Source organism: Flavobacterium sp. TR2 (genome assembly GCF_025252405.1).
In the GTDB taxonomy this organism is placed as follows: Bacteria; Bacteroidota; Bacteroidia; order Flavobacteriales; family Flavobacteriaceae; genus Flavobacterium.
Map to the genome: position 1 here is coordinate 3466137 of NZ_CP104307.1, position 19882 is coordinate 3486018.

The 19882-nt window shown below is 34.8% G+C and carries 21 protein-coding genes; 14 read left to right on the forward strand and 7 right to left on the reverse strand.

Annotated elements, in window-relative coordinates; all coding sequences use genetic code 11:
* The first annotated feature begins 12 nt into the window (after positions 1-12).
* The 4 genes from N4T20_RS15195 to N4T20_RS15210 all read left to right on the forward strand — a co-directional run bounded on the left by N4T20_RS15195 (position 13) and on the right by N4T20_RS15210 (position 3323).
* A complete protein-coding gene (locus N4T20_RS15195; RefSeq protein ID WP_260669983.1) occupies positions 13-444 on the forward strand; it encodes a hypothetical protein in 432 nt (143 codons plus the stop codon).
* Between the two features lie 133 nt (positions 445-577).
* Positions 578-2350 carry a hypothetical protein gene (locus N4T20_RS15200; protein WP_260669984.1) on the forward strand — a complete coding sequence of 591 codons (1773 nt, stop codon included), beginning with the start codon at positions 578-580 and terminating at the stop codon, positions 2348-2350.
* A gap of 32 nt (positions 2351-2382) precedes the next feature.
* Positions 2383-2922: a DUF1697 domain-containing protein gene (locus tag N4T20_RS15205; protein ID WP_260669985.1), complete on the forward strand. Its 540-nt coding sequence runs from the start codon at positions 2383-2385 to the stop codon at positions 2920-2922.
* Positions 2922-3323 (forward strand): DUF4348 domain-containing protein, encoded by a 402-nt coding sequence (locus tag N4T20_RS15210; RefSeq protein ID WP_260669986.1) that lies wholly within the window; start codon positions 2922-2924, stop codon positions 3321-3323. The genes N4T20_RS15205 and N4T20_RS15210 overlap by 1 nt, the downstream gene beginning before the upstream one ends.
* A gap of 3 nt (positions 3324-3326) precedes the next feature.
* On the opposite strand, the gene N4T20_RS15215 is transcribed toward N4T20_RS15210, so the two are convergent.
* The 3 genes from N4T20_RS15215 to N4T20_RS15225 are packed head-to-tail and all read right to left on the reverse strand — an operon-like array spanning position 3327 to position 4956.
* Positions 3327-3830 (reverse strand): hypothetical protein, encoded by a 504-nt coding sequence (locus N4T20_RS15215; protein WP_260669987.1) that lies wholly within the window; start codon positions 3828-3830, stop codon positions 3327-3329.
* 1 nt (position 3831) lies between these two features.
* Positions 3832-4212 carry a hypothetical protein gene (locus N4T20_RS15220; RefSeq protein WP_260669988.1) on the reverse strand — a complete coding sequence of 127 codons (381 nt, stop codon included), beginning with the start codon at positions 4210-4212 and terminating at the stop codon, positions 3832-3834.
* Positions 4213-4956 carry a diphthine--ammonia ligase gene (locus N4T20_RS15225; protein WP_260669989.1) on the reverse strand — a complete coding sequence of 248 codons (744 nt, stop codon included), beginning with the start codon at positions 4954-4956 and terminating at the stop codon, positions 4213-4215.
* 94 nt (positions 4957-5050) lie between these two features.
* On the opposite strand from N4T20_RS15225, the gene N4T20_RS15230 reads away from it, so the two are divergent.
* From N4T20_RS15230 to N4T20_RS15240, 3 genes are all read left to right on the forward strand, one after another.
* On the forward strand, positions 5051-7111 hold the full coding sequence (locus tag N4T20_RS15230) for a M1 family metallopeptidase (protein WP_260669990.1): 2061 nt from the start codon (positions 5051-5053) through the stop codon (positions 7109-7111).
* 130 nt (positions 7112-7241) lie between these two features.
* The gene (locus N4T20_RS15235; protein ID WP_260669991.1) at positions 7242-8150 is read left to right on the forward strand and encodes a patatin family protein; all 909 of its coding nucleotides are present in this window, start codon (positions 7242-7244) and stop codon (positions 8148-8150) included.
* 20 nt (positions 8151-8170) lie between these two features.
* Positions 8171-8605, forward strand: a complete 435-nt coding sequence (locus N4T20_RS15240; protein ID WP_260669992.1) for a hypothetical protein — start codon at positions 8171-8173, stop codon at positions 8603-8605.
* Between the two features lie 15 nt (positions 8606-8620).
* Here N4T20_RS15240 and N4T20_RS15245 read toward each other — a convergent pair whose 3' ends face one another.
* Positions 8621-9145 carry a hypothetical protein gene (locus N4T20_RS15245; RefSeq protein ID WP_260669993.1) on the reverse strand — a complete coding sequence of 175 codons (525 nt, stop codon included), beginning with the start codon at positions 9143-9145 and terminating at the stop codon, positions 8621-8623.
* A gap of 124 nt (positions 9146-9269) precedes the next feature.
* Here N4T20_RS15245 and N4T20_RS15250 point away from each other — a divergent pair, with 124 nt between their 5' ends.
* From N4T20_RS15250 to N4T20_RS15265, 4 genes are all read left to right on the forward strand, one after another.
* Positions 9270-10037, forward strand: coding sequence for a sulfite exporter TauE/SafE family protein (locus tag N4T20_RS15250; RefSeq protein ID WP_260669994.1), 768 nt, complete (start codon positions 9270-9272; stop codon positions 10035-10037).
* Between the two features lie 118 nt (positions 10038-10155).
* Positions 10156-10455 (forward strand): hypothetical protein, encoded by a 300-nt coding sequence (locus N4T20_RS15255; RefSeq protein WP_260669995.1) that lies wholly within the window; start codon positions 10156-10158, stop codon positions 10453-10455.
* A gap of 577 nt (positions 10456-11032) precedes the next feature.
* Positions 11033-13369, forward strand: coding sequence for an ATP-dependent helicase (locus N4T20_RS15260; protein WP_260669996.1), 2337 nt, complete (start codon positions 11033-11035; stop codon positions 13367-13369).
* A 135-nt stretch (positions 13370-13504) separates the two neighbouring features.
* Positions 13505-14125 (forward strand): L-threonylcarbamoyladenylate synthase, encoded by a 621-nt coding sequence (locus tag N4T20_RS15265; RefSeq protein ID WP_125720625.1) that lies wholly within the window; start codon positions 13505-13507, stop codon positions 14123-14125.
* A 187-nt stretch (positions 14126-14312) separates the two neighbouring features.
* Here the strand turns inward: N4T20_RS15265 and N4T20_RS15270 are convergent, their stop codons facing one another.
* Genes N4T20_RS15270 through N4T20_RS15280 form a run of 3 tightly spaced genes read right to left on the reverse strand, consistent with a single transcriptional unit; the run spans position 14313 to position 16676 of the window.
* The gene (locus N4T20_RS15270; protein WP_109193363.1) at positions 14313-15146 is read right to left on the reverse strand and encodes a flagellar motor protein MotB; all 834 of its coding nucleotides are present in this window, start codon (positions 15144-15146) and stop codon (positions 14313-14315) included.
* Positions 15147-15179: 33 nt separating this feature from the next.
* Positions 15180-16199, reverse strand: a complete 1020-nt coding sequence (locus N4T20_RS15275; protein WP_260669997.1) for a glycosyltransferase family 2 protein — start codon at positions 16197-16199, stop codon at positions 15180-15182.
* A gap of 24 nt (positions 16200-16223) precedes the next feature.
* Positions 16224-16676 (reverse strand): type I restriction enzyme HsdR N-terminal domain-containing protein, encoded by a 453-nt coding sequence (locus N4T20_RS15280; RefSeq protein ID WP_260669998.1) that lies wholly within the window; start codon positions 16674-16676, stop codon positions 16224-16226.
* 105 nt (positions 16677-16781) lie between these two features.
* Here N4T20_RS15280 and holA point away from each other — a divergent pair, with 105 nt between their 5' ends.
* From holA to ettA, 3 genes are all read left to right on the forward strand, one after another.
* Positions 16782-17786 carry a DNA polymerase III subunit delta gene (gene holA, locus N4T20_RS15285; RefSeq protein ID WP_260669999.1) on the forward strand — a complete coding sequence of 335 codons (1005 nt, stop codon included), beginning with the start codon at positions 16782-16784 and terminating at the stop codon, positions 17784-17786.
* 64 nt (positions 17787-17850) lie between these two features.
* Positions 17851-18033, forward strand: a complete 183-nt coding sequence (locus N4T20_RS15290) for a CAL67264 family membrane protein (RefSeq protein WP_008464023.1) — start codon at positions 17851-17853, stop codon at positions 18031-18033.
* A gap of 57 nt (positions 18034-18090) precedes the next feature.
* Positions 18091-19782, forward strand: coding sequence for an energy-dependent translational throttle protein EttA (gene ettA, locus N4T20_RS15295; protein WP_260670000.1), 1692 nt, complete (start codon positions 18091-18093; stop codon positions 19780-19782).
* Positions 19783-19882 lie beyond the last annotated feature (100 nt).

Genomic DNA, 19882 nt, shown 5'->3' on the forward strand with positions numbered 1-19882 from the left:
AAAACTTTAATAATGAAAAAAATTGGACTTTTAATTGCGGTAATTTTTTCGCTTGTATCTTGCTCTAACGATGACAATGACAATAAACCAGCCGAAAGTTATCACGGAAAATGGATTCTTACTAAAATGGGCAGCGGTAATCCCGCTGTAAATTCGATTGATGTTTTAGAATGGGAGGAATCGTATACTTTCAATTCTAATAATACATTCTCCAAAACAAGAAAGAAAGAAGGCAAAACGATTACTGTTTCTGGAACTTATTCTGTAGTCAAAACAGCTGACCAAATTCGATTTGAGTTAGTTTATACTAAAGAAAGCGATATAGTTAGCAGCTGTACATCAAAGACAAAAGAAAGTTTATATATCATTAATAGTATTGGGAATTTGTATGGAACGTGGAGTATATGCGATGGACCTATACTGGTCTATGAGAAAAAGAAATAATTTTTGAATGCTTACTAATTCAGATTTTTTTAAACTCCGTTTCTGACGGAGTTTTTTATTTTACCGCCACTATTTTATTAAATAAAGATAATTGCTAGATTTGTTAGACTATTTAAGATATAAGCCCCCAATTATGATTAAAGAAGAGAATATTCCTTTTGAAACAATGGTGTTTTCGGGTGTTACATTCAAAGTGATTAACCGACAGCAAGCCCACGATATTATTGGCGATCTTACCGATTTCAACAATCAGAAAATCTATAATGTTTTTGAAAACACTTGGCGATTTCCAGATTACGAAGAAAATCCGATATTTCTGTTAGCCGAAAATGATGTCGAAATGGATTTGTTTGAAATGGATTTCAGCACAGAAGAACATCCCGATATTTTTATTTTAGGTTTTATTTTTAAAGGAAATCTAACCGTTACAAAACTGATCAGTTCTTACGATACAGACAATTCTCCTGCGCTGATTGTGTTAGGAAAAACGACGACAGTAAATATCAATTTGTTCGGGAGTGTGCATTATTTGGGCGGAGGTTTGCAATGCGACACGCTCGCGGGCGAGTATAATCATGGAGAACTTTTTGTAAAAGGCGATCTTACGGCGTGGCTGATTTATAGCGATGATATGCTGTTTCATTTTGAGCGTTTTACAGACGTTCAGGCCATTATAAGCGCCAACAGACCCGATATTTTGATCTGCAGTAATGTTCAAGATACTGATGGGGCTATCATAACGGTTGAGAATTATCTGCCTTCAACCCACAAATTGTCTGATATTGTAGAAGATTCTTTTATCGAAAATTCAGATTACAATGAAGAAATATTAGGCAATAATTATCTGGAAATATTTAAAGAAGGCCTTTCAATTTTAGATTACGATAAAAAAAATAAATACTTGTATGCTGATTTTCGCAATCAGTTTATCAATATGGTCGAAGTTCTGTCTGAAACTGAAGAACAGAAAGAAAACGGAAAAATCGTTAGACATATTTCTGGAACCACGTACTTGTTTATTCCTTTTGATTATGAAGGAAAAAAATACAGCCAGATTTCAGAAGAGATTTCGAATGGTTTTGGCATCAGAATGCGTGCTTTATGGTGCCATGAAGACCAGGAAATTATGCTTATTCTGGAATATCTTGACGAAAACGGTGACCCAAAATACCAATGGATGAACGACGAGAATGCCCCGGGAATTGAGCTTTTCTGCGTGAAAAATGCTGTCATGAAAACTTTTGAAATATTGACGGCTGAAGTTGTTGAGGAGGATGACGAAGAGGAGGAGACAGAATATTCAGATTACAGCAATAGATTTTCGTTGGAGGAATTTGCCGCTCAATTTGGCGATTACAATTTGCCAGACGATTTAGTAAAACTGTATGGATTTGAGCAGGAATATGGAGTTGAAACGTATTCGGAATGTTTTGGACTTACAATAAATGAGGATAAAACGGGCATAAAAACATGGTCTGAAGAAGAGGAATTCTATAATAGTTTTATCGAATTTGCTGGTGCAAACGGCTCAGGAAGTTCGTATGCATACTGGATTGTGGATAAAGATTTGAATAATTGCCCGATCGTTGTTTTTGGAGATGAAGGCGGAGTTCACGTTGTAGCAGAAAACACTCAAAAATTAATTCATCTTCTGACTTTTGATACGGAAATCTCTGTTGATTTTGATAAAGCTTATTTTTATAAAGATGATGAATACTATGAAGAGAGCGAAAATATCGAAGAGTTTCACGAATGGGTAAAAAAAGAATTTAATTTGGATGCGATAGAATCTGAAGAAGAAGCAGATGAAATTGTAGCAGAAGCGCAAAAAAAATACAAGCAGAAATTCAATGATTTCTTAGTAAAATTTGGCATTGAAATTAGTGAGGAAGATGATGATGAATAGCAGTTTTTTATCTTTGCATTAAAATTAGAAAAATGAAAACACATTTAGCACTTTTACGCGGAATCAACGTTTCTGGCCATAATATGATGAAAATGGAAGCTTTGAAAGCGATGCTTGAAAATCTTGGCTTTCACAATGTGCGCACATATCTGCAATCTGGAAATGTTTTTGTAGACAGCGAAGAAGAAGCCTCAAAAGTTGGTTTTATGATCAAACAGGAAATCTTTAAAGTTTTCGGGCACGAAGTTCCTGTTGTTATGATCACAAAAGAAAACTTAGAATCGTGTTTTGCAAATAATCTGTTCTTGAAAGAGAAAGACATTGACATGAAAAAACTTTATGTGGCTTTCGTTTCGATGGCTCTAAAAAAAGAAAGCATAAACGATTTGAAAATAAGTCAGTTTAAGCCAGACGAAGCAAGTATTGACGAAAACAGGATTTTTATTAAATATGCTGTTGGTGCAGGAAAGACGCGCTTTGATCAAAAATACATCGAGAAAAAATTAAATGTAACCGCAACAATTCGAAACTGGAATACGGTTACGAACTTGCTTAAAATGTATAATGAATAATGAAAAAATATTTTTGTGTAATCTTCTTTTTGGGACTAAGCATTAGTTCTGGAGCATTTGCTCAAACCTCAAAAACAGTTTCGGAAGATTTCAATTCTTTTTTTGCGAAATTTAATTCAGATCCGAAATTTCAAATTAGCAGAGTGATTTTTCCTTTAAAATACAAAATGAACAATGATGATTTTGAGTTAACGGATTATACCATGACTAAAGAGAAGTATAGAACACTTCATTTGAACAATAAAGCTGATGAGAAACATTTGAAAAGAACACTGTCGGTAAAGAAAAGCAAAGCCACTCTCGAGCAGCGCGGACTTGACAATGGCATTTACGTTGATTATATCTTTGAATTGAAAGACAACCAGTGGTTTCTGAAAACTTGGGTTGACCAATCTACTTAACGGTTAATCTCGAATCCATTTTTGCATAGCTGGAAAAGGCAATTTTTGTTCTTTTTCAGCTTTTTCATTTCCAAGACACAATCCCATCCATTCTAAAAGCGGGAGCCCCATATAATTTCCTGAAGTGAAGTTTGAAATAAACCATTCAGAATTGCCTTTATAGCCATTTGAGTGAAATACAAAATCAGCAGGAAGCTGTAAATGATGTAACGCCGCATACGACCATAAAAGCGCAGCAATTTCGTCGCCCTGAGTTGGCCAGTCTTTAGAAATTTCAGCCGTGCCTACTAATTTTCTTTCAGCCGAAACCGTTACGGCAAGATGCCCGGCTTCATGTAAAATATCTCCCGGATATAGCAGTTTATTGTAATCGATATAAATGCAGTCGGGGCCTAAATCTAAACCAGGCAAAAAAGTTTCTCCAAGCTCTTTTTCAAGAATAGCGATGCCAATTTCTTCCAAAAAGAATATTACTTTTTTTACTTCTTCATTTTCTTTTAAATCCATGTCAATTTGTTTTTAAAATGCTTTTCTTGATGTAAATCGTATCTGCATGATGCAAAGCCCCTTTTTTCATTCCACCGCCAAAAGGCTGCATAAATCGAAGGCTTTCTGTTTCGTATCCTTCCTTTTGTATCGGTTCGTTTACCGATAAAGTGGGAGCTTCGAAACCAAAAAATGTAAATTGGCGATACCTTTTTTCTTTTAATGAAAAATAGCCGTTAGACAGGCTTAAAGTCTCTCCAACTGTACAGTTTCCAATAGGCTGTTTTGTTTCTGCATCATAAATATATCCCGTAATCTGTGGCCTCTTGCATCGGTTGACCAGACAGCTTTGCAGAGAAAAAGAAACAAACGTTAGTAAAAAGAGTTTCAAAAAGAGCTTCATTTATTTTTTTATTAAATCGCAATACCAAAATCCAAAATCGAAAGCAGTTTCATCATTTGTATCGCAAGCCGTTTCTGATGAATCTTGTTTTTCAGGCTTTTCATATTTTCGATAAACAATTTCGCCAATTTCAAAATCAATAGGTTTTGAGAAAATTGGGCCATCAAAAGTAAACGTATGGAATTCGCCATTTTCTCCGCAGACATCGACATTTTCAGGCAAATCATTGATGAAATCCTGATCGATTATTCTGCCGACAAAACTTTTGTCCAAATACTTTTCGTTTACGCAAACCACGATCGTTTTGAACCCCAAAGAAATAAATTCTTGTATCAAATCTTGAGTCGGAATTTTCCAAATCGGAAAAACGCCTGTAAATCCAATTTTAGCCAATTGCTTTTCTCTGTATTGGCGTAAATCCTCCAAAAAAATATCTCCAAAAATAGAATGTGTTATGCCGTTTTGCTTTAGTTCTGCCAAAGTTTCCGTCATCACTTTTTCGTAGACTTCCATTGTTGGCATTTCGGGCACCTCAAGAATTTTTAAAGGAATTCCGATGCTTTGCGCTTGCGCGTGCAGTAGCTCCACACGAATCCCGTGCATAGAAATGCGCTGGTATTGCTGGCTTACGCTAGTCAGCAAACACTCAATTTTAAAATCAGTATTTTGTAACGTTTTGTATAAGGCAAGAGCAGAATCTTTTCCGCTGCTCCAGTTAAATAAGGCTATTTGTGGTTCTGGCACGATTTGGAATTTTAATATTGTAAACTTACAAATTTCATTCTATTTGTAAAGGAAACCTTTGTAACTTTGGGATTTCGCCTTCAAAATTGTTTCAATGAAATACATTTTTCTCTTATTTACCAGTTTTCTATTTGCGCAGCAAACACAATACGTTGATTTTAAATCGGTTTCAGTGCAATTGTCTGTAAATCCAAAAGACAAATTGATTTCTGGAACTGTCGACTATCAATTTGAGGTCTTAAAAGATACTGATACTATTTCGCTAGACGCTAAAAACATGAGTTTTTCGAATGTGAAAATCAATGATAATGAAATCATTTTTGTAAATACTAACAAAGAATTAAAATTGGTTTTTCCTTTTAAAAAAGGGCAGAATCATTTGACATTCGATTATACGGCAAAACCAAAACAGGCTCTTTATTTTGTTGATATGGGCAATGACGAAGTGCAAATTTGGACGCAAGGACAGGGCAGATATACCAGCAATTGGTTTCCGAGTTTTGATGATGTGAATGAAAAATTGATTTTCAATTTAGCTATTTCTTATGATAAAGAGTATCAGGTAATCTCGAACGGAGTTTTAAAAGAAAAAACAGCATACGGAAATCTGAATAAGTGGCAGTTTCAAATGGAAAAACCAATGAGTTCATATTTGCTGATGCTTGCAATTGGGAAATTTGATAAAAAAGAATTTAAATCTAAGAGCAGAGTTCCCTTAGAATATTACTACGAACCTAAAGATGCAGATCGTTTTGAGCCTACTTATCGCTATTCAAAACGAATTTTTGATTTTCTTGAAAAAGAAATCGGCGTGAAGTATCCTTGGAAAATAAATAGACAGATTCCGGTAAGGGACTTTTTGTACGCAGGAATGGAAAATACTACTTCGACACTTTTTGCAACGCGGTATGTAGTAGATTCAACAGGTTTTTGCGATCGCAATTACACCAATGTAGACGCGCATGAATTGGCGCATCATTGGTTTGGCGATCTTATTACCGCCGAGAGCAGCACGCATCACTGGCTTCAGGAAGGATTTGCAACCTATTTTGCTTTGCTGGCAGAAAGAGACATTTACGGAGACGACTATTTCTACTCTAAATTGTATGACACAGCACAGCAAATTAAGTTTGCGTCTCGCACAGACACTATTCCTGTTTTAAACGCTAAAGCAAGTTCGCTGACATTTTATGAGAAAGGCGCTTGGGCATTATTTGTTTTGCATGAAGCAATTGGAGATAAAGCTTTTAAAAAAGCAATTAAAAGTTATCTGAATAAATATGCTTATCAAACCGTAAACACGCAGAATTTTTTCGATGAAATAAAAAAAGTTTCAGATTTTGATCTTGATCAATTTCAGAAAACCTGGCTGGAATCGACTGTTTTTGATACGCCAACAGCAAATGCATTGTTGAGTAAAAACAATGCGATTCAAAAGCGATTGGAAATCGATAAATTGAAAAAAATGCCTTTTGCAGAGAAGAAAGATATTCTGAAAGCAATTTTAGAATCTGACGTATATCAGTCTGTAAAAGAAGCGGTTGTCGATCAGTTGGAAAATGAAAAATACGAAGACAAAAAGGAGCTTTTGCTTTTGGCATTGCAAACCAATAATGTCAAAGTCCGTCAGAATCTTGCAGGTTCTTTAACCAAAATTCCAGAAGATTTTCGAGCAGATTATGAAACACTTTTGGATGATAAATCATATCAGACGCAAGAAATGGCACTTTATTGGCTTTGGAGAAATTTTCCAGACCATAGAACGCAATATTTGGATAAAGCTAAAAATTGGATTGGTTTTAATGATTACAATTTAAGGACTTTATGGCTCTCTCTAGCTTTATCGACACCAAATTACACTAATGAAAAAGATGTTTTAGCGAATGAGCTGATTGCATTTTCATCTGCAAAATACGAAGCCACAACACGACAAAATGCGTTAGAAAAATTGATTGCTTTTAAGATTATCAACGATCAGGTTTTGAGTAATTTAGTCGCTGCTACTACGCATCATATGTGGCAATTTTCGAAATTTGGAAGAGATACGATAAGGCTATTGTTAAAAAATCCTGAAATGCGTGCTTCTTTTAATAGAATTTTACCTAATTTGACACCCGATGAGCAGTTCCAATTGAATCGTTTGTTGAAAGAGTAAATATTAGAGTGCATAGATAAAAAAAGCAAGAATTGAGAGTAAAAATCTCTGAAAATTTCTCTTCTTGCTTCTTTCCTCTTGTTAAATCTAAAAAAAAATATCCCCAAAAATAAAACCTAGATTATAATTTATGAGAGCATTGGTTATTTCAGGTGGCGGCAGTAAAGGCGCATTTGCCGGCGGTGTTGCCCAATATTTAATTGAAGAGAAAAAACACGAATACGATCTGTTTTTAGGAACCTCCACAGGAAGTCTGCTGATTCCGCATTTGGCTCTAGGACACATCAAGAAAATCCATTCTGTTTATACCAATGTAACGATGTCAAGTATTTTTAATATTTGCCCGTTTGTTGTAAAAACGAAGGATGGAGTTGATATTGTGACTATTAATCACTTTAATGTAATCCGCCAGTTTTTTAAGGGGAAACGCACTTTTGGAGAAAGCAAAGGACTGAAAAAGTATATTCAGAACAACTTTTCTCTTTCTGATTTCAATAAACTCAAAAAGCTAAAAACTGATGTTATCGTTACAGTGACCAATTTTACTAAAAACGAATCTGAATACAAGTCGGTAAAAGACTGCACTTATGAAGAATTTTGTGAATGGTCTTGGATTTCAAGTAATTACGTTCCTTTCATGAGTTTGGTTGAAAAGAATAATTGCGAGTATGGAGACGGAGGATTCTCTAGTTTAGTGCCAATTCGTGAAGCGATCAATAGAGGAGCTACAGAAATAGATGTAATCGTACTCGAAACAGAGGTGAATACAACAAAAACGGTTATTGGTAAAAATCCATTTTCATTAATGATCGATTTGTTCCGAATTGCTTTGGATCAAGTAGAAAAACACGATATTGCTATAGGAAAACTTATGGCAAACAACAAGAATGTGAAATTAAATTTATATTACACTCCTATAAAATTAACCGATAATGCTTTGATTTTTAATAAAGAAGTGATGAAGGAGTGGTGGGAACAAGGCTACGAATATGCTCAGAATAAGTCTGAAGTTATGAGTGACAATAAAATATTGATTTAAGATTATAAGGTTTAGTTTTTATGATAATCTCTTTTGATCTTGACGATACTTTGATAGCAAACAATAAATTTGATTTGGAGAAAATAAATCTATTTCAAAAGATCTTCAGAATTGAAAAGCTAAGAAAAGATACAATAGTTCTATTTAAAGAATTGAAAAGGAGAAAGCATAAAATTTATATTTATACTACTTCTTACAGAAGTGTTTCCAAAATAAAATGGATGTTTTATTCATATGGTATTTCTGTTGATTACATTATTAACCAGCAGAAACACCAAAGAAGTTTATTGAATAAAAATATTTATTGCTCAAAATTCCCACCTTTATTTAATATAGATCTTCATATTGACGATTCAAAGGGAGTTCAAATGGAAGGTGAAAAATATGGCTTTAAAGTAATTGTAATTTCTGAAGCAGATAAGGATTGGAAACAATCAATTTTAAAATCAATCTAAAATCTACAATGTATTCTAGTACCAAAGATCTGCAACTTCACTTTTAATGAAACTCAAAGCAGCATTGCTTGGCGATTGTTTTTCTAATAAATCATTCAAGATTACTTCGCGAAGTTTATCAGCGTTTTCTACTTTGTCGCTCATTGCGGCTTTACGGATCATTTGGATGGTTGCATTTTTTGCAGTTGAAATAATCGTCCAGCATTCTTCAGACATATAAATCTGCTGTGTAAGATTGTGCTCAAATTCCTGTTCGATTTGATCGATTACGTAATTTTCATAATCGTGTTTATTCTGAGAAATAGGAGAAAGTCTAATGAGCAATTTTGTCAAGTTGATGCGCTCTAAAAATAAAGTCATACGCTCGTATGCCTGCAAACGCACAGGAAGAGATTCTTTATTCGCTTGCTTGTTTAGTAAAAAAGCACGCTTTCTGTCATTGTTTTTAATATGCAGTTCAAAGAAACGATACGCTACAACTCCTGTAACTAAGGCTGGTAAAGTATAACTCGCAAGTTCTATTATTTTGTTGAAATCCATCGGAATAATTTTTAAGCAAAAATATACTTTTTGATCAAAAATCAACTCTAAATTTATGGCAATAAACAAAAAGGAAGACGTACTTTTACAACTTGTTTTTTATTGAGACCGAAATATCTTTTTAATGGATTCATACATAATACTTTTCCTTTGTTTAGCGGCTTTTGCAGCCGGTTTTATTGATGCAATTGTTGGCGGTGGCGGATTAATCCAAACACCGATGGGATTAATTTTACTGCCCAATCTTCCAGTTTCGACTGTAATCGGGACTCTAAAAATCCCTGCTTTTAGCGGAACTGCCTTTGCTGCTTTTCAGTATGTAAAGAAAGTTGTTATTCAGTGGAAGCTTCTTATTATTATGATGTGTCTGGCTGTTCCGTCAGCATTTTTAGGCTCGACGATTTTGACCTTGGTAAGCAATGATTTTATGAAACCGCTTTTACTGGTGGTTTTGTCCTTGCTGTTTGTGTACACGTATGCAAAGAAAAACTTTGGGCAGCATGAAGTAAAAGATCATTCAGAAGCAACTCAAATATTTTATGCGGTAATTATCAGTATGGTTGTTGGATTTTACGACGGATTTATTGGTCCAGGAACAGGAAGTTTCTTTGTAGTGGCTTTTATTGCACTCTTAGGTTTTGATTTTCTTCATGCTTCTGCGAATGCTAAAATGGTAAATCTGGCAACCAATTTCGGTTCGATTTGTCTCTTTATGATCAAAGGAAAAATCATTTGGGCAATTGCAATTCCAATGGCAATCAGCAACGGACTTGGCGGCTGGCTAGGAGCAAAACTAGCCATCAATAAAGGCAACGGATTTATTAGAATTTTCTTTTTGATTGTAGTTGTCGGGACATTGATTCGATTTGCTTATGATGTGTTTTTTAAGTAAGGTTCTATGTTGCTAAGACTTCAAATTTCTTTTTTTGTAATTATAATTTTTTTAAAGTGATTTTTTATTGTAAAATGATTATTTTTGTATCATTATTTGATAATTTAAATGTTTTGTAATGATAGAGATAGTTGAAAATTATGAGAAATACGTTAATTCATTGCCAGAATTAATTAATAAATCCTATTTTAAAGCTGAGTTTTTTATTCAAAAATTGGGTTTAAAACATGCTACTTATTATAGAAAATTAAAATCAAATAGCTTTACACATCAAGAAGTAAAGCTTATTACCTCTTTGTTGTTTCCAGAAGAAATTTTGATGCAGGAATTACAAAAAAGTGAAGAAGACATTAAGGCAGGAAGAACAATCGATTTTGAAGATTTCAAGCAAAAATTAAGAGCTAAGTATAATATCTAATTCTAAAGGATTTCTTTTATTATCCCAAAATAGGACAATATATAGAGTCTGTTTTTCAATTGTGTAAAATAAATAGACTTGATTTGATATTAGAAACTTCCGGTAGGAAGTTTTTTTATATTTTGAACCAATATAATTATTTTGGACGATTATTTCGATTATGCCGATAGTTTGATCTGAAAACGTAGCGGCTTTGGAATCACTATATTTATTTATTATTTGCGAGAACGTTTTTTCGGCGTGTTCTGTTAATTTGACGTTCATTTATCTTAAAATTAAATTTTACAAAGATATAAATAATTTAAAGAATTTTCTTTCAAAAAAAAATAATTTAATTGTTTGTTTCTAGCCCCGATTGAGGCGGTATCCTCGGAGTGGAGCGGAGAGATATAGCCGAAAGCGGGAAACCATGTTTATAAAAATGCCTAATGTTTGGCTTCAAAAAAAATTAGCATCTAAAAAGCTTAGCAACTTAAAGGTTTTAAGCAAAACAAAAAACTTAGCGCCTTAGTAGCTTAGCAACTTAGTAGCTTTTTAAATCATTAATTCTTATTTTTGCCTAAAAGGAGAAAATTACATGCAGAAATATATTGACCAGCTCAACGAAGCGCAGAGAGCGCCTGTTTTAAAGAAAGACGGGCCAATGATTATTATTGCTGGTGCAGGTTCGGGAAAAACCCGTGTTTTAACAATTAGAATTGCTTATTTGATGCATCAGGGAATTGATGCGTTCAATATTTTGTCGCTGACTTTTACCAATAAAGCGGCAAGAGAAATGAAGCATAGAATTTCGGATATTGTGGGAGCTTCTGAGGCCAAAAACCTTTGGATGGGAACGTTTCACTCGATATTTGCGCGTATTCTTCGTGCAGAATCGGAACTTTTGGGGTATCCTTCTAATTTTACCATTTACGATTCTCAGGATTCGGCGCGATTGATTTCTTCGATTATCAAAGAAATGCAGCTGGATCGTGATATTTATAAACCAAAACAGGTCTTAGGACGTATATCTACTTATAAGAACAGTTTGATTACGGTAAAGGCGTATTTTAACAATCCAGAGCTAATAGAGGCCGATGCGATGTCTAAAAAGCCTAGATTGGGAGAAATTTATCAGCAATATGTAGAGCGCTGTTTTAAAGCAGGCGCAATGGATTTTGATGATTTATTGTTGAAAACCAACGAATTATTGACTCGTTTTCCAGAAGTTTTGGCGAAATATCAAAACCGTTTCCGCTACATTCTGGTTGATGAGTACCAGGATACAAACCATTCACAGTATTTGATCGTTAGGGCTTTGTCTGATAAGTTTCAGAATATTTGTGTGGTTGGTGATGATGCGCAGAGTATTTATGCTTTCCGTGGCGCGAATATCAATAATATTTTAAACTTTCAGAAAGATTACGAAGGTGTTGTGATGTTCCGTTTAGAGCAAAATTACCGTTCGACGAGAAATATTGTGGAAGCTGCCAATACGGTTATGGACCACAATAAAACGAAACTGGATAAGGTAGTTTGGACAGCAAACGATTTTGGACCAAAAATTAAGGTTCATAGGAGTTTGACCGATGCTGAAGAAGGCCGTTTTGTAGCGAGTACGATTTTTGAGCAAAAAATGCAAAATCAGCTTCATAATGGATCTTTTGCGATTTTGTATCGTACCAATGCGCAGTCGCGTGCCATGGAGGATGCGCTGAGAAAACGTGATATTCCGTATAGAATTTACGGTGGCTTGTCATTCTACCAGCGTAAAGAAATTAAAGACGTTTTGTGCTATTTGCGTTTGGTTCTGAATCCGAAAGATGAAGAGGCTCTGATTCGTGTAATCAATTATCCAGCTCGTGGAATTGGAGATACGACAGTAGAAAAATTAACGATCGCGGCCAATCATTACAAACGTTCGATTTGGGAGGTAATGGTGAATATCGATAAAATCGATTTGAAGCTGAATGCCGGTACGAAGAACAAATTGAAAGATTTTGTAACGATGATTCAGAGTTTTCAGGTTATCGATCAGAATCAGGATGCTTTTTACTTGACGGATCACGTTGCGAAAAAAACAGGATTGGTTCAAGAATTGAAGAAAGATGCTACTCCAGAAGGAATGGCTAAAATTCAGAATATAGAAGAGCTTTTAAACGGTATTAAAGATTTTACTGAAGGGCAGAGAGAGATTGATGGAGCAAGAGGCGCTCTTTCTGAATTTATGGAAGATGTGGCTTTGGCTACAGATTTGGATAAAGATACCAATGACGAAGATCGTGTGGCATTGATGACCATTCACTTGGCAAAAGGATTGGAGTTCCCGCACGTTTTTGTAGTGGGAATGGAAGAAGATTTGTTTCCGAGCGCAATGAGTATGAGTACGAGAAGCGAACTGGAAGAAGAACGCCGTTTGTTTTACGTAGCATTGACTCGTGCAGAACATCAGGCGTATTTGACATATGCCCAGTCACGTTACCGTTGGGGAAAACTGACTGATAGCGAACCTTCTCGTTTTATCGAAGAAATCGACGATCAATATTTAGAATATCTGACTCCAGCTGAAACGAGCTATCGTTATAAATCGCCAATTGATGGTGATATTTTTGGCGATGTAGATAAATCAAAATTAAGGTTAAACAAACCTGTTGGAGGAACTCCGCCAGCTCATATTACTAACAATGAGCCTAAACCAGATTTGAATATCCGTAAATTGAAACCTGTTTCGGGAAATGCGCCAAGCAGCGGAAATTCGAATTTATTTGACAGTAAATTGACAGTTGGAAATGTGGTGATGCACGAACGTTTCGGAAAAGGAGAAGTTATAAATCTTGAAGGCGCAGGAGCAGACCGAAAAGCAGAAATTAAATTTGAGGTAGGCGGAATTAAGAAATTGTTGTTAAGATTTGCTAAATTAGATGTTGTGGGATAAAAAGTGTTTCAAGTTTCAAAAACATTTGTCACTCTGAGCGGAGTCGAAGAGCTTTTTAACTAATGAAGGTTTCGATTCCGCTCAGCCTGACAAACCCGAAACCTGAAACAAAATAAACTTGAAAACAAAAACAAAATGGCTGAATTTATAAAAATATATCCAGATAAACCTAGCGAAGCGGCAATTGCGAAAGTGGTTAAAGTGCTTCAGAATGGAGGTTTGGTAATTTATCCGACAGATACCGTTTACGGTTTAGGTTGTGATATTACCAATTCGCGTGCATTGGAAAAAATTGCTAAAATAAAGGGTGTAAAACTAGAAAAAGCAAATTTCTCGTTTATCTGTCACGATTTGAGTAATTTATCAGATTATGTGCGTCAGATTAATACATCGACTTTTAAAATCTTAAAGAGAGCGCTTCCTGGGCCTTACACGTTTATTTTGCCTGGAAATAATAGCTTGCCGAAAGAGTTTAAAAAGAAAACAACTGTTGGTATTCGTGTGCCTGATAACAATATTATTTTGGAAATAGTCCGTCAGTTGGGAAATCCAGTTGTTTCGACTTCTATTCGCGATGAAGATGATGTAATCGAATATACCACAGATCCAGAATTGATTTTTGAAAAATGGCAGCATCTCGTTGATATGGTAATCGATGGTGGTTATGGAGATAATGTCGGGTCAACAATTATCGATCTTTCTGAGCATGAGCCGGTTATAGTTAGAGAAGGTAAGGGTGATATTGATATTTTGTAAAAAAATACACTAAAAGTATAATAGTATAAAAAATATGAGTAACTTTATTATGTTAAAATTTAGTTAGTTACTTAACGATAATGCTATTCTTAATTATATTTAATTGGTTATTAAAAAAAGATTAAGGATACATAAAAGCAGGTCGATTGACCTGCTTTTTCTGTTTTTATAATATGTGAAACAAGGATTATTTCGCTTGTTTTTTCATTTCTTTTTCAATCATATCATAGAATTGATCGATTTTTGGCATAACTACGATACGAGTTCTTCTGTTACGAGCTTTGTTCTCAGCAGAATCATTAGCAACTAATGGTACGTAAGAGCTTCTACCTGCAGCAATTAATTTAGCTGGGTTAACACCAAGATCGTTTGTTAATACACGAACGATAGAAGTAGAACGTTTAACACTTAAATCCCAGTTGTCTAAGATAATTCCGTTGCTTTTGTAAGGAACATCATCTGTGTGTCCTTCAACCATGCACTCAAAATCAGGTTTGTCGTTTACAACTTTAGCAACTTTAGCCAAAACAGTTTTAGCTTTATCACTTACGTCGTAGCTACCGCTTTTGAATAATAATTTATCAGCGATAGAGATAAATACAACTCCTTTTTCAACATTGATTTCGATGTCTGGATCGTTGATTCCAACTGCTCCTTTTAAGCTTGTAACTAATGCTAATGTAACACTGTCTTTTTTAGTTAAAGCATCTTGAAGTCTAGAGATTTTTAAATCTTTTTCTTTTAAACTTTCAAGAGATTTTTCAAGGTTTTCAGCACCTTTAGTAGTTAAGATAGTTAAATCTTTAGAACTATTGATAAGATCTTGATTATGCTGTTTGTAGCTTTCAGCTGTTGCAGCCAATCCAGCTTTTTCTTCTAAGCACGTATTTAATTTTACAGTACATGAGTTTAACAAATCTTGAGTCTCTTTGTTTTTAGCTTCCAACTCAGCATATTTCTTTTTAGAAACACATGATGTTAGGGCCATTAATACTGATAGTGCGATAACTATTTTTCTCATAAATTTAATTTTAATTAGACTTGAATTACAAATTTAGTTTTTAATATTTTGAATACTGTTAAAGATTTCTTTAAATACGGTCTGTTTCTTGATATAATAAAGGAAAACGATGCTTTTTACCGAATAGTATTGCTGCATTTGAAAATCTTTTCGCTTTTTGAGATAGCTTAAAGATAAGCAATAAAATGAAAAATGCGCCTTTAGAATGGCAAAAGTATGTGCTAATTTGCCCTGTGTAAGAAAACGGATACCTGCAATGCCATCTAAAATCATTCGGAAGAAAATCACAAAAAATAATCCTTTCTTTGGAAGATTTTTGACCATCATTAGCAGTGAATTTCTAAAATTCAGATACGTTTTCTTCGGGTTGCCTTGCTGTAAGGTTGCACCGCCAACGTGATAAACAACAGACTGCGAATTATACTTTATAATATGTCCTTCGTTTGCGGCGCGCCAGCATAAATCAATCTCTTCCTGATGGGCAAAAAAGCTCTCATCAAAACCGTCTAATTCGTGGTAAACATTTTTTCTGATAAAAAAGCAAGCGCCTGAAGCCCAAAACAATTCAATATTATCATTATATTGTCCGTTATCTTTTTCGACTGTATCGAATATTCTTCCTCTGCAAAATGGAAAGCCATATTTATCGATAAAACCGCCCGCAGCTCCTGCGTATTCAAAGTATTCCTTATTTTTAAAATCAAGAATTTTAGGCTGGATAATGGCGGTTTGCTTTTCTTTTTCGAAAGTGTCAAGAATTGGCCCAAGCCAGTTTTCCGTCACTTCAATATCTGAATTTACCAATGCATAAATTTCTGCATCAATATGTTGTAGAGCATCATTATAGCCTTTCGCAAAACCATGATTGCCAGAGTTTTTTACGATTTTTACGGTAGGGAAATTTTCTGTAACAAATGCAACAGAATTATCCGTAGAATCATTGTCAGCAACATAAATTGCTGCGCCTTCTGAAAACTGAATAACAGATGGTAAAAATTGCTCCAGCAATTTTACTCCGTTCCAATTTAAAATTACAACTGCTATTTTATCCAAAAGTACTTAGTTATTTATTCTTTGTTAATGGTTTTGCTTATAGTCAGGCAGGCTTCTTAAAAACTCATATTTTTCGTTTTCAAAATCCATTTGACAATAAAAATGGTTTAGTCCGTTTGTGACCTTCAAAAACCGTGCCTGCATTGTCATATTATAACGGGCAATTTGATCAAAAGTTGCCTGAGAGATTTTAACTTCGGGCGCTTTGCACTCTACTAATATATGTATAGAGCCATCTGGATTATACACCACAACATCGTATCGTTTTCGTAATCCGTTGACAGTTAAAACTTTTTCTACGTTAATGAGTGATTTGGGGTATTTTTTTTCATGCATCAGAAAATGAACAACGTGTTGGCGAACCCATTCTTCCGGCGTAAGAATTATAAATTTTTTCCTGATTTCATCAAAAATAGACACTTTATTTTCGCTATTTTTGAATCGGAAAGTGTAAGCTGGGAAATTAAGTTTAAGCATAAAGCAAAAATATAAAATAGTTTCAGGTTTCTCCCGAAGTCTCGGGATAAAGTTTCAAGTTTTGAAACAGAACCTGAAATTTTGGACCTGAAAGAAAAGATTTGAATGGACGAAGTAGTAAAAATTGTTAATGATATAAAAGCCGGAGATATTAAACCGATTTATTTTTTAATGGGCGAAGAACCTTATTATATAGATAAGTTGTCTGAATATATTGAGGAGAATGTTTTGGCTGAAGAAGAAAAGGGCTTTAATCAGACAGTTTTGTACGGAAGAGATGTATCAGTCGAAGATATTGTTGCAACGGCCAAGCGCTATCCTATGATGGCTGAACGTCAAGTTGTTATAGTAAAAGAAGCGCAAGATTTGTCCAGAACAATCGATAAAATCGAATCGTATGTCGATAATCCGATGCAGACCACCGTTTTGGTTTTTTGCTATAAATATAAAACACTAGACAAAAGAAAAAAAGTTACCAAGCTTTTAGCTCAAAAAGGCATTGTTTACGAAAGTAAAAAGTTATACGAGAATCAGGTTGGAGACTGGATTAAACGTGTTTTGGCTGGTAAAAAATATACTATAGATCCCAAAGCCAATGCTATGCTGGTTGAGTTTTTAGGTACAGATTTGAGCAAAATTAATAATGAGCTAGAAAAGCTGCAGATTATTTTGCCGAAAGGAACCATGATTACTGCAGAACATATTGAAGAGAATATTGGCTTTAGTAAAGATTATAATGTATTCGAACTTAGAAAAGCTATTGGAGAACGCAATCAATTGAAAGCGTATAAGATTGCGGAGAATTTTGCACATAATCCGAAAGAATATCCTCTCGTAATGACTACAGGTTTGGTATTCGGTTTTTTTGTACAGCTTCTTAAATATCACGGATTAAAAGATAAAAGCCCTAAAAATGTCGCAACAGCGCTTGGGGTTAATCCGTACTTCTTAAAAGAATATGATTTGGCTGTAAAAAATTATCCAATGCGAAAAGTGAGCCAGATTGTTGGCGCTTTACGCGATATTGATATTAAAAGTAAAGGTGTGGGAGCGAACGCTTTGCCTCAGTCAGATTTGTTAAAAGAAATGCTGTATAAAATATTTAATTAAGCCGTAATAATTCACGATATTTGCCTTTCTAAAAATTAATCAGGTTAAAAATAATTATGCAATTATGGGAATGAATAAAAATACCATTTTAGGATGGGCTACTTTAATAATGGTGCTTATGGGATTGTTACTTATAGGTCTTGGAATCTTTAGGTACAGTGATGTTTCAGGCTGGGGATTTGGTGCTGTTGGAGTTGGTTTTTTTGCTAATGCCTGGGTATTCAATGCTTTAAAAGGCAGGGTTTAATCTTTTTTGATTGAATAATTTGATGATAATAAACAATATAAATAAAAAATAAAACAAATGTCAGACGATAAGAAAGTAATTTTCTCAATGCAGAAATTGAGTAAAACCTATCAAGGAGCAGACAAACCGGTTCTTAAGAATATTTATCTTAGTTTCTTTTATGGAGCTAAAATCGGTATTTTAGGACTTAACGGTTCTGGAAAATCTTCGCTTTTAAAAATTATTGCGGGAGTTGATAAAAACTACCAAGGTGATGTGGTTTTCCAACCAGGCTATACAGTTGGGTACTTGGAGCAAGAGCCAATTCTTGATGATTCTAAAACGGTTATCGAAATTGTTCGAGAAGGAGCAGCTGAGACTATGGCAGTTTTAGAAGAGTACAATCAAATTAATGACTTATTTGGTCTTCCAGAATATTATGAAGATCAAGATAAAATGGATAAATTGATGGACCGTCAAGCGGCATTACAAGATAAAATTGATGCTCTTGGTGCTTGGGAAATCGATACAAAATTAGAAATCGCAATGGATGCATTGCGTACTCCAGAAGGTGATACACCTATCAAAAACCTTTCGGGAGGAGAGCGTCGTCGTGTAGCATTATGCCGTTTGCTGTTGCAACAGCCAGATGTATTGCTATTGGATGAGCCTACCAACCACCTTGATGCTGAGTCAGTTCTATGGTTAGAGCAACACTTGGCACAATATTCAGGTACTGTAATTGCCGTAACACACGACCGTTATTTCCTTGATAATGTGGCAGGTTGGATTCTTGAGTTAGATAGAGGAGAAGGTATTCCGTGGAAAGGAAACTACTCTTCTTGGTTGGATCAAAAATCAAACCGTTTGGCTCAAGAAGAAAAAGTGGCTTCTAAAAGAAGAAAAACTTTAGAGCGTGAGTTGGAGTGGGTTCGCCAAGGTGCAAAAGGTCGTCAGACAAAACAAAAGGCACGTTTGCAGAACTACGACAAATTATTAAATGAAGATCAAAAACAATTGGATGAAAAATTAGAGATTTACATTCCAAATGGTCCTCGTTTAGGAACAAATGTTATTGAAGCAAAAAATGTCGCTAAAGCTTTTGGCGATAAATTATTATACGATAATTTGAATTTTACTTTGCCGCAAGCGGGTATTGTTGGAATTATCGGGCCAAACGGTGCTGGTAAGTCTACTATTTTCAAAATGATAATGGGCGAACAGCAAACTGATAGTGGAGAATTTACTGTTGGTGATACTGTAAAAATTGCCTACGTAGATCAATCGCACGCAAATATTGATCCGAACAAATCAATTTGGGAAAACTTTGCCGATGGTCAGGAGTTGATTATGATGGGAGGTAAGCAAGTAAATTCAAGAGCTTATTTATCGCGTTTCAATTTTGGCGGTGGCGAGCAGAACAAAAAAGTATCAATGCTTTCAGGTGGTGAGCGTAACCGTCTGCACTTGGCAATGACTTTGAAAGAAGAAGGAAACGTACTTTTACTGGATGAGCCTACAAACGACTTGGATGTAAATACGCTTCGTGCACTAGAAGAAGGTTTGGAGAATTTTGCGGGTTGTGCAGTAATTATTTCACACGACAGATGGTTCTTAGACAGAATTTGTACGCACATCTTAGCGTTTGAAGGAGATTCTGAAGTTTATTTCTTTGAAGGAAGTTTCTCTGATTATGAAGAAAATAAAAAGAAACGTCTTGGCGGTGACTTAACTCCAAAACGTTTGAAATACAGAAAATTAATCAGATAATAGTACCTGATAATTTCAATAAAAAATCCCAAATTCCAAATTTATCGGAGTTTGGGATTTTTATTTGAATTATATGCTCAAAAAAAAACTGTTAGGTTTG

Bases quoted from the DNA above. Each gene is read 5' to 3' on its own strand.
- N4T20_RS15260 (WP_260669996.1), top strand. From the start codon at position 11,033: ATGCAGAAATATATTGACCAGCTCAACGAAGCGCAGAGAGCGCCTGTT.
- N4T20_RS15210 (WP_260669986.1), top strand. From the start codon at position 2,922: ATGAAAAAATATTTTTGTGTAATCTTCTTTTTGGGACTAAGCATTAGT.
- N4T20_RS15235 (WP_260669991.1), top strand. From the start codon at position 7,242: ATGAGAGCATTGGTTATTTCAGGTGGCGGCAGTAAAGGCGCATTTGCC.
- N4T20_RS15255 (WP_260669995.1), top strand. From the start codon at position 10,156: ATGATAGAGATAGTTGAAAATTATGAGAAATACGTTAATTCATTGCCA.
- N4T20_RS15265 (WP_125720625.1), top strand. From the start codon at position 13,505: ATGGCTGAATTTATAAAAATATATCCAGATAAACCTAGCGAAGCGGCA.
- N4T20_RS15195 (WP_260669983.1), top strand. From the start codon at position 13: ATGAAAAAAATTGGACTTTTAATTGCGGTAATTTTTTCGCTTGTATCT.
- ettA (WP_260670000.1), top strand. From the start codon at position 18,091: ATGTCAGACGATAAGAAAGTAATTTTCTCAATGCAGAAATTGAGTAAA.
- N4T20_RS15290 (WP_008464023.1), top strand. From the start codon at position 17,851: ATGGGAATGAATAAAAATACCATTTTAGGATGGGCTACTTTAATAATG.
- N4T20_RS15230 (WP_260669990.1), top strand. From the start codon at position 5,051: ATGAAATACATTTTTCTCTTATTTACCAGTTTTCTATTTGCGCAGCAA.
- N4T20_RS15205 (WP_260669985.1), top strand. From the start codon at position 2,383: ATGAAAACACATTTAGCACTTTTACGCGGAATCAACGTTTCTGGCCAT.
- N4T20_RS15240 (WP_260669992.1), top strand. From the start codon at position 8,171: ATGATAATCTCTTTTGATCTTGACGATACTTTGATAGCAAACAATAAA.
- N4T20_RS15245 (WP_260669993.1), bottom strand. From the start codon at position 9,145: ATGGATTTCAACAAAATAATAGAACTTGCGAGTTATACTTTACCAGCC.
- N4T20_RS15250 (WP_260669994.1), top strand. From the start codon at position 9,270: ATGGATTCATACATAATACTTTTCCTTTGTTTAGCGGCTTTTGCAGCC.
- holA (WP_260669999.1), top strand. From the start codon at position 16,782: ATGGACGAAGTAGTAAAAATTGTTAATGATATAAAAGCCGGAGATATT.
- N4T20_RS15200 (WP_260669984.1), top strand. From the start codon at position 578: ATGATTAAAGAAGAGAATATTCCTTTTGAAACAATGGTGTTTTCGGGT.
- N4T20_RS15220 (WP_260669988.1), bottom strand. From the start codon at position 4,212: ATGAAGCTCTTTTTGAAACTCTTTTTACTAACGTTTGTTTCTTTTTCT.
- N4T20_RS15270 (WP_109193363.1), bottom strand. From the start codon at position 15,146: ATGAGAAAAATAGTTATCGCACTATCAGTATTAATGGCCCTAACATCA.
- N4T20_RS15215 (WP_260669987.1), bottom strand. From the start codon at position 3,830: ATGGATTTAAAAGAAAATGAAGAAGTAAAAAAAGTAATATTCTTTTTG.
- N4T20_RS15280 (WP_260669998.1), bottom strand. From the start codon at position 16,676: ATGCTTAAACTTAATTTCCCAGCTTACACTTTCCGATTCAAAAATAGC.